This is a genomic window from Mucilaginibacter sp. GW821-FHT07H05, assembly GCF_059418485.1.
Genome location: NZ_JBWKPY010000002.1, coordinates 109621 through 123152, shown reverse-complemented (window position 1 = coordinate 123152; position 13532 = coordinate 109621). Strand labels below are relative to the sequence as shown.

The following is a 13532-nucleotide window of genomic DNA, read 5'->3' as shown; positions in this document are numbered from 1 at the left end:
TTTATCTGCAATGGCAATTTTAATGGCATTATTACTGGTTTTTAAAAGCGGTAGTGTGTATGCTAATCAACTGGGCCAGGCAACAGACGAAACACCTTTAAATTATATTTATAAACCCGGCGACAATGGGTATAGCTGTTTTCGTATCCCGGCTATGATCACGACTAAGCGTGGGGTTTTACTGGCCTTTGCCGAAGGCAGGAAAAAAGACTGCGGCGATTCGGGAGATATCGATTTAGTGCTGCGCCGATCAACCGATGGCGGGAAAACCTGGAGCCCTATGCAGGTAGTATGGAGCGATTCTACAAACACCTGCGGCAACCCGGTACCTATACAGGATATCAGCACCGGTAAAATATGGCTCATCAGTACCTGGAACCTGGGTACCGATCATGAAAAAGAGATCAGAGGGCAAACCAGTAAAAGCGGCCGTTGTGTGTATGTACTTTCATCGGCTGATGAGGGGTTGAGCTGGTCGGTTCCAAAAGAGATCACCAGGGATGTAAAAATGCCCGATTGGACCTGGTATGCCACCGGCCCATGCCATGGCGTACAAATTTCGACCGGGAAATATAAAGGCCGCCTGGTAGTTCCGGTAAACCATGTGGAGGCTGCCTCGGCCAAAAACTTTGCCTGTATCATATACTCCGACGACCATGGCGCTACCTGGAAGTTAGGGAATAACACCCCGCAGGATAAAACCAACGAAACAACCGTTGCCGAAATAAGTCAGGGCAACCTGATGCTGAACATCCGCAACAGCGACCGTACCCATAAAACAAGGTTAACATCCATCAGTACCGATGGGGGGCAAAACTGGGGAGAGGTACAAACCGATACCACCCTGATAGAACCTATTTGCCAGGGCAGTTTACTAAACTATGCCTTATCAAAAAAACAGCCGGTATTATTGTTTATAAACCCGGCCAATAAAGCAACGCGGTCGAATGTAACGCTGCGGATTAGTTTTGATGATGGCAAAACCTGGGCAAATAGCGTGGTAGTGCACCCCGGCCCATCAGCCTATAGTGATATAGCCGTATATCATAAAGAGGTAGCCTGTTTATACGAAGCCGGCATAGCAAAGCCCTATGAGGGTATTGCGTTTAAAACAATCAGTTTAAAACAGCTCATCAACCCTTAGTTTAAAAAAAGATAACGCCAATTAAGCACCAAATTATAAACCAATTATATGTAGTACATTACTACTAAACCACCAATTATGAACAGAAAAATTATTTATTTATGGCTCTTGATCTGCAGCCTCGCCGTAAACCGGGTGTACGCGCAGACAAACAGTTTCACAGTTTCGGGGATAGTCACCGATGGGACTAAAAATGAAACATTGCCCGGCGTAAGTGTATCGGTTAAAGGCACTACAATAGGGATCACCACAGGTGCTGACGGTAAGTACACCCTAAAAGTGCCATCGCCTGATGTTACCCTTGTGTTTTCGTTTATCGGTTACGACCGGCAGGAACTCCCCTTAAAAGGACGTGCCACCTTAAATGTAACCATGGCTGCCGGCAATCAGTCGCTTTCGGAAGTTGTGGTAGTGGGCTACTCGCAACAAACCCGTGAAAAAAACACTGCCGCGGTATCTAAGATCGATCCTAAACAATTAGTGAATACGGCCAATGCCGGTCCGATTGCCGCCCTTCAGGGGAAAATAGCGGGCGTATCTATCCCAATTTCAAACGGCCAGCCGGGATCGGCGCCCGCTAACATCATTATTAGGGGTGGATCTAAACTGAACGTATACGGAACAGGCACCGGCAACTCGGGCGGCGATCAGGTGCTTAGCGCCGATGCTGCAAGTCCGCTGGTCATTGTCGATGGCGTTTTCAGGCCGATGAAGGATATTAACCCGGATGATATAGAATCCTTACAAGTGATGAAAGATGCTGCATCAACCTCTATTTATGGTGCACGTGGCGCCAACGGGGTAATTGTTATCAAAACTAAAAGCGGCAAATTCGGGTCGGGCAAGGCCAATATCACCTTTAATTACCGTACCAACTGGGAGGTGCCAACAGGTGCGCAAAAATATCTGAGTGCGCGCGATTACCTTACACTGGCACGTACAACCGTTAAAAACACCTTTGATGGGATAGATAAAAACACCCTGCTGAATAACGGCGGATTTTCGGCCGGTACAAAGGTGTACACCGCTAAAGGCCAGTACGGGGTTGCTACCAATCTTACCGCTTTATATAGTAATATAGTAGCGGTTGAAGGCCAGGCTTATGTGGATAACCTGCTGGCCCATGGCTGGGAAACCATGGATGACCCTATTAACCCGGGCACAAAACTGCTTTTTGCCGATAACCACTACCAGGACCTGCTTTGGAACACCGCTATGACCAACAACTACAATGTTGGTGTAGATGGCGGCGGGCAAACGGCTAACTACAATGTATCGTTTAACTACATTAACCAGGCCGGCACCTTTGTGGGGACTAACTACAAGCGTTACAGCGCGTTAGGTAACTTTAGTTTTAAAGCAACCAATAACGTGCAGATTAACGCTATGCTTAATTACTCGAACGTATTGCCAAATTATGTAGACGCGTATACGAACGACCTGGTAAGGGCAACCCGTATTACACCGCTGATCAGGATCTTTAAAGATGACGGCACGCCTACCACCGGCGAAAACCTAACTACACGCAACCGTTTCCATACGTTGGCTTATGATAATACCAATGTATCAACAGAACGGGTAGTATCAAGAGTTGATGCCGACTGGAACATTGTTAAAGGCTTGCATTTCAGGCCCGCCGTATCATACCTGATAACCGATGGCCGGACGCTTTTTTCGAGGAAAGCATTTCCCGACCCGATACAGTTTGCCACATCGCGTTTAAAAACCGAGAATGAAAACAATACCCGTCAGCTAATGGTCGACCAGATTTTGCAATACGATTTTACCTTTAAGCAAGATCATCACTTTATGCTGTTAGGCGGGTTTAACTATACCCGTAATACAGGCAATGTAATAGATATTGGCTCGCAAAGGGGTACTAACGATTATATCACTACCATTACCGAACCAACAATAACAACCATAATAGTTAATGGCGTGCCAACCGTGGTATCCAATGTCACCAATTTTAGCACCAGCTTAAGCGAAACAAGATCGACCAGTTTTTTTAGTCAGTTTAGTTACGATTATCAATCTAAATACTTGTTAAGCGCGGTAATCAGACGAGATGGCTTCTCCAATTTCGCGCCCGAAAACAAGTATGGTACTTTCCCATCAGTATCAGTAGGCTGGAACATTCATAAGGAGGCATTCTGGAAAGAAAATCCTACTGTGAGTATGTTGAAACTACGCAGCAGCTGGGGTACAGCCGGTGGAAACGACCTCAGTTATACCGATACTTATGGCGGCTATACCGATAATGTTTATAACCAGCTTTCGGGCATACAGCGTGCCAACTTATCAAATCCAAACCTGAAATGGGAAACCACGCAAACTACAGATATAGCTGTGGATGCAGGGTTTTTTAAAGACCGGATTAGCTTAACGGTGGATTTTTATAATAAACTGACTAAAGACCGGCTTGATTTAAAACCACTGCCTGCCGAAGCCCCGTTTTCAACCATCAAATTTAACAACGGCACCATACAAAATAAAGGCGTTGAAATTGAACTGGGGGCCACCGTGCTTCGCCTGAAAAACTTTAACTGGCACACCAATGTATCTTTTGCTTATAACGCGCAAAAAGTAATATCGCTGCCCTATAATGGGCGTAATAAAAACCGCCAGGGTGGCGGGGTAGTAATTGACCCGAACACCGGCAAGGAAATAGAAGTAGGCGGTTATGCCGAAGGCGAGCGCCCGTTTGGTTATTATGCCTGGCAGGTAGTAAAAGTGTTTTCTACCGAAGAAGAAGCACGGGCCTGGTCGGCTACCCATGTCGACCGTATTGCTACCGCATCCGGTATTACGGTTGGTAAGCACGCCGGCGATTATCAATTTGCCGATTTAAATAACGATGGCATTATCGATAGCCGCGACCTTATTTTTATGGGATATAAAACACCAAATAAAACAGGCGGTATGCAAAACACCTTCACCTATAAAAACTTCTCGATGCGGGTGAATGTCGACTTTTCTTTGGGTAATATGATAGATAACGGCTCGCTTGGGCGCGAACTGGGGCAGGGCCGTGCCTATAACGAAGGCGCGCCTGTTGAAGCCCTGGGGCCGGATATCTGGCAAAAACCGGGCGACGAAGGTAAAAAGTATGCCCGTTTCTCATTTGGCGATGCCGATTTTGGACAAAAGAACTTCATCCGCCAGGCTGCCAGTGATGTTGGTACCGGCAGCGCTTATAGTGCCGATGTATCTACCCTGATATCTAAAGGCGATTACCTGGCTTTCCGCGAAGTTTACGTGAGTTATGATCTGCCTAAAGAGTTGTTAAAAAAGATCAAAGCTACAGGCCTGACCATTTTTGCCAGCGCAACCAATTTGGGATATATAACCGCCTATAAGGGGCAAAATCCGGAGGTTACTACCGGTTTTGATCCGGGTGGTTATCCGCGTGCAAAGCAATTCACAATAGGCGCATCATTGAAATTTTAATTTTTATCATCATGAAAATAAAAAATATATATACGGTAGCCGTTATAACTGGTTTAATATCAGTTAGCCTGGCATCATGTAAGAAATTGCTGGAAGTTACCCCCAAATCGCAAATTACCGAGCAGGTTTATTTTAAAAACGAGAGCGATTTTGAGCCTTATGTAATTGGTACCTATACTTCCATACGGGCATTCGCTAATTCCATATTATATGGCGATGAGCGCAGCGAAGAACTGATTAACGGTACAAACGCCCGTTTAACTACAGCCTGGTCGCAAATATTAAGCCCTACGGTTGGCGCCATTAATTATAATGGCCAGTACAAAGCCATTGGTAATGTGAACTTACTGCTCGACAAAATGGACGGCTTCAACTTTACCAATACCACTTTAAAAAATAAATTAAAGGCCGAAGCGCTTTGCCAGCGGGCTTATACTTATTTCTTTTTGGTGAGGGTAGTTGGCGATACCCCTTTAATGCTGCAGGCCATTACCGATGATAATGTACCCTTGCTGCCGCGTGCCAAAGCGGTTGATGTAATGAAACAGATCTTTACCGATCTGGACCTCGCTATCAGTTTGTTTCCCGATAAAACCTACTCCAACAAATACCGCTTTTCCTATGGTGCAGCGCAAGCCTTAAAAGCCGATGCCAAGCTTTGGAGCGCGAAAGTTTTAGCCGGCGGCGCGCCCGATTTTAATGACGCCCTGACAGCGGCAGCAGCCGTTGAGGCAACAGGCGTTAGCTTACTGCCAAACTTTAAGGATGTTACCACTACCCGTGCCAATGCCGAGGTAATTATGTCGGCCTATTACAGTCGCGATGAAACCGGCGCCAATTACGGTTTGAATGCATTGCCGTTTTTAACCGCTATATCCAACGCTACCAACCTGGATAGTATTGCTTATTGCTTAACATCGGTTAACGGACAGGGTGGGTACCAGATCAGTCCGCTAAGCCGTACGCTGTTCAATGGTTTATCAAACGATAAGCGTATCCCTTATACCTATATTATCGAGCGCCAGGGTACGGTACAAAAAAGCGCCTGGATAACCAAAATGCCCGGCACAAAGTATGCTGATGATCGCGTATCAGACAATGATGTGATTATGTGGCGTTTAGCCGATATTTATCTGATGGAAGCCGAGGCCTACGCCGGTATTAATAATACCACGCAAGCTATTAACTATTTAAATAAAGTGCGCGTGCGTGCCGGCGATGGTAATTATACCGGCGCTACCGATAAGGCAACAGTTGAGCGCGCCATATTTGATGAGCGTGGCCGCGAGCTGTTTTTTGAAAACAAGCGCTGGTATGATGTGGTGCGTTTCCATTATGGCGGCACTATTGATGCTTACAACTACGTACCGAATTTGAAGGGTAAAACCACGCCATTGTTTTGGCCATTAGCCACAACAGTGTTGGCGGCAAATCCCAACCTGGTACAAACACCTGGTTATTAACAGCTAAATTAAAGGAGTAATAAACACTAACCCGGATGAAAAAGCAAGAGATGTTTAACTATAACAAGTTAACGGCGGAAGAACTGGAGAAATTTAAGGATGAAGGCTTCCTGATTATAAAAGGGATACTAAAGCCGGAAGGACTGGCGAAGATGCGGGAGGAATGCATGGCAGCATGGGCAAAAGAAAAGGAAGCGTTTGATCCCAATAAAAGCTGGTTACAAAACTCGCTGTTGGTTAATATTCATCATCAGGCGCCGGCCGTGCGCGATTATTATTTTGACGGGCCGATGGTTGATATCGCTGCGCAAATCATCGGGCCTAACGTAAAAGGCGCTACCTCGCAGCTTACGTTTAAAATGAAAGGAAATACCAAACCCTTTGGCTGGCATCAGGATAACGGTTATGGCGAGTTAGAGCCCTACAACGCTTTAACAACGTTAACTGCGCTTGACGATACCGACCGCGGCAATGGCTGCTTGTGGTTAATTCCCGGCAGCCATAAGCAAGGGCAGATCCGTGTTAAACAAAGCGAAGAGCAAAAAAAAAGCCAATCGGAAATTGTGGTTGAGGCCGACGAGAGCCTGGCCGTGCCGATGGAAATGAAGGCCGGGGACGCCTTGATATTTAACTGCTGGATGCTGCATAAATCTGACGGGAATTATTCGGCCGACCGCGACAGGCGGATCCTGTTTTTAAGATATGCCGATGCCGACGCTATTGAAGTTTATAACAACGGGAAACCGCGCCTGGGCAGGCTGGTAAGGGGGAACACCAAATTTGATGAAGTAAAACAATTTGAAGCAAATATTTAATATCCAAATAATGACTGCCGCGTAAATAGATATCCGGCTATAAAAACTAATATATACATGAAAATACAAGGGATTGTTGCAGCAACATTTGCCGCTTATCATAACGATGGTTCACTTAATACCGGCATTATACCACTGCTGGTAGATAAGCTGATAGACGAAGGCATTTCGGGGGTTTACATTTGCGGCACCAATGGCGAAGGCCCGAATATGACGGTAGAGGAAAGAATGGCTGTAGCAGAGGCTTATGTTAAAGCGGCGCGCAAACGGGTGCTGGTACTGGTGCATGTGGGCCATACCTCTATCCACGAAAGTAAAAAACTGGCCGCGCATGCTGCACAAATAGGTGCGGATGCTATTTCATCGGTAGCGGCATTTTATTTTAAGCCGGTATCGGTACAAAATTTAGTGGATTGCATGGCCGAAATTGCTTCGGCTGCGCCCCAGTTGCCGTTTTATTACTACCACATGCCGGCATTAACCGGTGTAGGGATGGATATGGTTGAGTTTTTAATGCTTGGCGAACAGCGTATCCCAAACCTGGCCGGTATTAAATATACAGCATCTACCCTGCACGAATACCAGGCCTGCCTGAATTACAAGAACGGTAAGTTTGAAGTACTGTTTGGGTACGATGAAATGCTGTTGCCCGCATTGGTGGTTGGCGCGGTAGGTGCTATTGGCAGTACCTATACTTTTGCCGCCCCGGTTTATTTAGATATCATAAAAAACTACCGCAACGGCCATATTGATGAGGCCCGTCAATTGCAGGCAAAGGTAGTTGATTTTATCAGGTGCATTGTTAAGTATCCATCCATTGCCGCCCAGCGCGCTATTATGAAAATGCGGGGGATTGATATGGGCGATCCACGCTTACCGCTTACTGCCTTATCAGACGATGCCTATGCCCAGCTACAGACCGAACTGACCGAAGTAGGCTTCTTTCAGTTATTGGAAGATCATGCTAAAGGCCAGTCGGTAACCACCGGTTAATATGCAGGGCAGGGATAGTTTAATTGGCCATCACCATTACAAGTACAAGGTAGATGCTGCCTGGGGGACACCTCAGGGCGGTTTATACCCGGTGAACGATTGCCATGAAATGGTATTAAGCAAAACCGGCTTATTGTACCTGCTCACTAATGAAACACAAAATAATATATTAGTTTATCACAAAGATGGCCGGATTAAAACCAGCTGGGGACATACTTATCCCGGCGGGCACGGTTTAACTATCAATGACGAGAACGGCGAAGAGTTTTTATACATCACCGATACTCAACGGCACCAGGTAATTAAAACCACGCTAACTGGAAAGGAACTATTAGTATTAGATTATCCCAGGGAAATACCCTTGTACACAGCGGCCGGAGAATACAAACCTACCGAAACCGCTGTAGCCCCCAATGGCGATATTTATGTGACCGACGGTTACGGGCACCAATTGGTTATTCAATACGATAGTAAAGGCAATTATATACGGCACTGGGGCGGGAAAGGAGATGGGCCCGGTCAGTTTGATTGTGTGCACGGGATAGCAATTGATAACCGTGGCGATGAACCTGCGTTACTCATCACATCGCGCAACCATAATGCCCTGAAACGTTTTACCATGGATGGGGAATATCTCAGCACTATCCACCTGCCGGGCTCGTTCATCTGCCGACCGGTGGTTAGTGGAAGAAACGTTTACGGCGCTGTTTTCCGCTCGGGCGATAACCAGAATTTCGGTTCGGGGTATATAACGGTTATGGATGAACATGACCATGTTGTTTCCACACCCGGTGGAACCGAACCGGTTTATATAGATGGGGTACTGCAGCCGCAGGCCAAAGCCGGTAGTGCCTTTATCCACCCGCATGATGTATGTGTGGATGAGAATGAGAACCTGTATATCCCGCAATGGAATTCGGGTAAAACCTACCCGGTGATGCTGGAACGGGTTTGAGGGCGGCAACAGAAACTGGGTGCAAAAAAAAAGACCGGAAATACTCTCGCAGTATTGCCGGCCCTACATCTACCTATGAAAAACAGCCCTTTGGAAGGGCATAATATCTAACCCAATATTAATGCCATTTTAACAAAAGGTTAAATCGGGTAAAAAAAAGGGTTTTTACTATAGATATGGTTCTTTTCTACGGGAAAAACATCCACAAAACGGGTATTTTTTAACTCGCTGGTTATTTGATGGTTAATTTTTGAGATGGGGATAAAATATTGAGATAATGTAAACTAAGCAGCAAATACGTTGTTAAGCTTTATTATGGACCACAATGTATACTTATTAGCCACCGACCCTAATAACCCCTGCCGGGATGTGATACACTCGCGCGATACGGGCTTAAAGGTGAACGTGTTCTGCATTGATAATGAACGGTTCCAGCCCAACAGTAACGAGATCCAGCTATATGCCTACGCTAACAGCAAGCTTTACGCGTTTGAAACCATTAACGTTACGCCCGATGATGCCCTTGATGTAATAGATGCCATACAATGGTATGCCGATTACCTGGATTTCCCCGAAATGGAAATACTGCCCGAAGATCCCCGCATGGGGCAAAATCTGGCTATGTGAATAATCCCCCACTAACCGGAGCGGGCTTAAAACGTTAAATTTCTGTTAAATTATTTTTCTTGTTAAACATTCCTTAGTATTGAATGTCCTAACCAGGCATATCATTATAATACCCCTATTGTGAGCCCTGAATTAACCTTATTGATCAACCCTGCCGGTATTATCGCGGGCGCATACCGCCCCGATTTGCTGCGCGATGAAACCCTGGCCAGCCTTTTCAGGCAAAGCGCTATAGCGCACGCCAACCGTCCCGCCCTTATTTTCGGATACCAGAGTATTACCTACGCCCAACTGGATAACTGGAGCAATGCCCTGGCCCTGCACCTTACACAAAACGGAATTGTGCCCGGCAATAAAGTGGGCGTATGGCATAAACGCGGGATAGAACTGCACGTGGCCATATTAGGCATTATAAAAGCCGGCGCGGCCTATGTGCCTGTAGATCATGAGCAACCCGCCCAACGGGTAGAGCTGGTAATGGCCGAAGTTGGCGCGTCGGCTTGTATCAGCGAGGATCCGTTGAATTTAAACTGCCCCCTGTTTGCTGTGGTGCCCATGCCGGGCGCGGGTGAGATTATTCCTGTTACAACCGGTCCCGACCCCGATAACGATGCTTATGTGCTGTATACATCGGGCAGTACGGGTAAACCAAAGGGGATCCCCATCAGTCACCGTAATATCTGTCATTTGGTACGGGCCGAGCAAACGGTATTTAATATTACCGATACCGACCGGGTGTACCAGGGTTTTTCCGTGTCGTTTGATATGTGGTGCGAGGAAACGTGGCTCAGCTATTTTGCCGGGGCCACACTTTGGGTAGCCGATGATACCACTTCAAAAACCATTGATGAACTGTCGGCCACGCTAAAGCAGCAACGCATTACGGTGCTGCATGCGGTACCCAGTCTGCTGGCAGTAATGGATGATGATATCCCTACCCTGCGCTTAATTAACGCCGGCGGCGAAGCCTGTACCAAACAAGTATTAAACCGTTGGGGGGCCAACCCCGGCCGCGCATTTTACAACAGCTACGGCCCAACGGAAACAACTGTTACCGCAACGATAGCCCGCCTGAAAGCGGGCGATGAAATTGCCATTGGCGACCCACTGCCCAACTACAATTTGGCAGTGGTAGATGAAAACCTGAACCTGGTGCCCCCGGGCGAACAAGGCGAACTCGTTATCAGCGGCCCCGGCCTGGCCGCGGGGTATGTAAACCTGCCCCAGCTTACCCGCGAAAAATTTGTGGCCAAGCCCCGGGGTTTGCAGCATATGCCGGGCGATAGGGTTTATCGTACCGGTGATGCCGCGCTGATAAAGCCCGACGGCACCATAGACCTGCATGGCCGCTTTGACGATCAGATAAAACTGCGGGGCTACCGCATTGAATTGGGCGAAATAGAAGTAAGACTGAACGCTTTTGAGGGTATAGCATCGGCGGTGGTAGCGGTAAAAAAGGATGCGAACAATCATGAGCATTTAATAGGTTATGTGGTACCGGCAGAGATGCAGGCGATTGATGAGCAGATGCTGCGTGCGGGCTTAGCTAAAGCGCTACCGTTGTACATGGTGCCTTCGGTTATTGTTGCCCTGCCCGAAATGCCCCGTATGCCCAGCGGCAAGATCAACCGGAAGGCATTGCCTGTGCCCGCGCAGCTTTTACTAAACCCGGACGAGGAAACTGCTGATATCAACGCGACTACAGAAGAGCGTTTTTACGGGGTACTGCGCAAAACATTCCCAGGTAAAGAGATTAAGCCCGATATGGACTTTTTTAACGATCTGGGCGGCGATTCGCTTTTGGCGGCGGTGTTTGTTTCGCGCGTGCGGCGCGATGCGGGCATGCCACAGGCATCGATAAGGGATGTATATATGCAGCGTCCCTTGCAGGCGCTGATAGCCGGCTGGGAAAAAAAGGTAATTGAGCAAAAGCCCCCACGGGTATTTAACCCCGTAAAAAACTGGCGCTATTACAGTTGCTGGGTGGCGCAAACGCTATCGCTGATGGTGATATACGGGCTGTTTGCCGTACAGGTGTTTATCCCATACGTGGGCTATTATTATGTGGAGCAGGATATGGAAAGTAAGATCTATGCTATTGGTACCGCCCTGGTGCTGTTTTGCCTGATCCCACCGTTTTTTACCATTATCGCTATCGCATCAAAATGGATATTGATTGGCCGAATGAAGGAGGGCGATTACCCGCTTTGGGGCAGCTATTATTTTAGGTGGTGGTTTGTACGCACCCTGCAAAACCTGCTGCCGGTACAGTTTTTAACCGGCACGCCGCTTTACCCAACCTATTTGCGCCTGATGGGTGTTAAAGTTGCCCCCGATGCGCAATTAAGCGCCATAACCATTGGCGCCGAAGATCTGGTTATTATTGGCAGCGATGTAAGCATCAGTTCGGGAGTGGCATTGAATAATGCTTTTGTGGAAGACGGCTGGCTGAAACTGCGCCGTATTAGCCTGGGCAGCCACGCCTATATTGGCAGCAGTGCTTTGATAGCCGGCGCCGCCCGGATGGAAGAATGGTCGGAGTTGCAGGACCTGAGCTGCCTGCAGGCCGGTAAAACCATTAAGCCCGGCGAGGTTTGGCAAGGTAGCCCGGCGGTATTAAAAGAAACCAAAAACATAGCCGATTTGCCGCATCCCTTACCTGTTAGCAAAACCACTATGCTAAAGTATAAGCTGATATTTATACTTTCTGTATTTGTGTTTCCTTTTATTATCCTGGTGCCGCTTATCCCAACCATTGTAACGGTTAACAACCTGGACAATGCCGCCCCCGATTATAACTTTAGCTACATGATACATGTGCCGGTATTGGCGGCCATTTATATTACCCTGTTTGCCCTGGAGACCATTGTTTTAACCCGCTTGCTGCAGCACAATATCAAGCCCGGTAAATACCCGGTTTATAGCCTGATGTATGTACGCAAGTGGTTTGCCGATCAGTTAATGTCTTTAAGTTTGGTGGTGATGCACCCTATTTACGCTACGGTTTATATCGGCTCGTTTTTTAGGGCGCTGGGGGCTAAAGTGGGCAAAAATACCGAGGTGTCAACCGCCAGCAGCGTTACGCATCCTCTGCTGGAAATTGGCGATAATGCCTTCGTGGCCGATGCGGTTACCCTGGGCGAGGCCGATATCCGTGCCCAGCAGCTGATACTGGCCAAAACCACTATCAATCATGATAGCTTTGTGGGCAACAGCGCGCTGATACCGCAAGGGTATACGCTGCCGCCTAATATGCTTATTGGTGTACTATCTACCCCGCCAACGGCAGGGCAAATGGCAGAGAATACTGCCCGCGACTGGTTTGGTTCGCCGGCTATCGCTATCCCACGCCGGCAGGAAAGTAATGCTTTTGATATTTCGCTCATTTCCAAACCATCGCGCAGACGCAGGATTGCACGCGGTTCGGTAGAGCTGGTGCGGATCATCCTACCCGAAACCGCCATTATTTGCTTCAGTATCCTGTTCATCGCCTATGGGCACGATATTATTATAGATAAATCGTTTGAGGAGGGCTTGTTTTGGTTCCCTATTTATTACCTGGGCCTGATGGGTATCCCCGCGTTTTTGCTCACGGTGATACTGAAATGGGTATTCATTGGCAAATATAAAGCCGAACAAAAGCCCATGTGGACCTGGAAGGTTTGGCGCAGCGAGGCTATTACTACTACCTACGAAGCGTTGGCTGTTCCCTTTTTGCTGGAATACCTGCAAGGCACGCCGTGGTTGCCCATGGCCCTGCGCCTGATGGGCATGAAAACCGGCAAACGCGTTTGGCTGAACACGACCGATTTTACCGAGCATGATATGATTGAGATTGGCGATGATACCGCTATGAATGAGGACTGCGGCCCCCAAACCCACCTGTTTGAAGACCGGGTAATGAAAATTGGCCACGTTAAAATAGGCGACCGGGTGAATGTTGGCGCCCGCACCATTGTTTTGTACGATAGCGAGGTAGGAAATGATAATAACATTGAACCGCTATCCCTGGTGATGAAAGGCGAACGTTTGGCGCCCGGTACCAGTTGGGCGGGTAGCCCCGTTAGCGCCGTGTAGGAGTTTTT

Annotated in this window: 8 protein-coding genes; all 8 read left to right on the top strand. The window is 47.7% G+C overall.

Translation table 11 applies throughout. The annotated features are described in order from the left end of the window. The first annotated feature begins 22 nt into the window (after positions 1 to 22). The 8 genes from AC07M6_RS04565 (at position 23) to AC07M6_RS04530 (ending at position 13524) form a co-directional block, all read left to right on the top strand. A complete protein-coding gene (locus AC07M6_RS04565) occupies positions 23 to 1144 on the top strand; it encodes a sialidase family protein (protein ID WP_494887740.1) in 1122 nt (373 codons plus the stop codon). A 78-nt stretch (positions 1145 to 1222) separates the two neighbouring features. Next, entirely contained in the window at positions 1223 to 4594 is a 3372-nt protein-coding gene (locus tag AC07M6_RS04560; RefSeq protein ID WP_494887739.1) for a SusC/RagA family TonB-linked outer membrane protein, read from the top strand. Between the two features lie 11 nt (positions 4595 to 4605). Beyond that, positions 4606 to 6057, top strand: a complete 1452-nt coding sequence (locus AC07M6_RS04555) for a RagB/SusD family nutrient uptake outer membrane protein (RefSeq protein ID WP_494887738.1) — start codon at positions 4606 to 4608, stop codon at positions 6055 to 6057. Between the two features lie 35 nt (positions 6058 to 6092). Continuing rightward, on the top strand, positions 6093 to 6872 hold the full coding sequence (locus AC07M6_RS04550; RefSeq protein WP_494887737.1) for a phytanoyl-CoA dioxygenase family protein: 780 nt from the start codon (positions 6093 to 6095) through the stop codon (positions 6870 to 6872). Between the two features lie 57 nt (positions 6873 to 6929). Beyond that, positions 6930 to 7865, top strand: a complete 936-nt coding sequence (locus AC07M6_RS04545) for a dihydrodipicolinate synthase family protein (RefSeq protein WP_494887736.1) — start codon at positions 6930 to 6932, stop codon at positions 7863 to 7865. A gap of 1 nt (position 7866) precedes the next feature. Then, on the top strand, positions 7867 to 8820 hold the full coding sequence (locus tag AC07M6_RS04540) for a 6-bladed beta-propeller (protein ID WP_494887735.1): 954 nt from the start codon (positions 7867 to 7869) through the stop codon (positions 8818 to 8820). Between the two features lie 315 nt (positions 8821 to 9135). Beyond that, positions 9136 to 9447, top strand: a complete 312-nt coding sequence (locus AC07M6_RS04535) for a hypothetical protein (RefSeq protein ID WP_494887734.1) — start codon at positions 9136 to 9138, stop codon at positions 9445 to 9447. Between the two features lie 120 nt (positions 9448 to 9567). Then, the gene (locus tag AC07M6_RS04530; RefSeq protein WP_494887733.1) at positions 9568 to 13524 is read left to right on the top strand and encodes a Pls/PosA family non-ribosomal peptide synthetase; all 3957 of its coding nucleotides are present in this window, start codon (positions 9568 to 9570) and stop codon (positions 13522 to 13524) included. Positions 13525 to 13532 lie beyond the last annotated feature (8 nt).

Excerpts from the sequence above, each read along its gene's own strand:
- AC07M6_RS04565 (WP_494887740.1), top strand. The coding sequence starts at position 23 with ATGGCATTATTACTGGTTTTTAAAAGCGGTAGTGTGTATGCTAATCAA.
- AC07M6_RS04560 (WP_494887739.1), top strand. The coding sequence starts at position 1,223 with ATGAACAGAAAAATTATTTATTTATGGCTCTTGATCTGCAGCCTCGCC.
- AC07M6_RS04555 (WP_494887738.1), top strand. The coding sequence starts at position 4,606 with ATGAAAATAAAAAATATATATACGGTAGCCGTTATAACTGGTTTAATA.
- AC07M6_RS04550 (WP_494887737.1), top strand. The coding sequence starts at position 6,093 with ATGAAAAAGCAAGAGATGTTTAACTATAACAAGTTAACGGCGGAAGAA.
- AC07M6_RS04545 (WP_494887736.1), top strand. The coding sequence starts at position 6,930 with ATGAAAATACAAGGGATTGTTGCAGCAACATTTGCCGCTTATCATAAC.
- AC07M6_RS04540 (WP_494887735.1), top strand. The coding sequence starts at position 7,867 with ATGCAGGGCAGGGATAGTTTAATTGGCCATCACCATTACAAGTACAAG.
- AC07M6_RS04535 (WP_494887734.1), top strand. The coding sequence starts at position 9,136 with ATGGACCACAATGTATACTTATTAGCCACCGACCCTAATAACCCCTGC.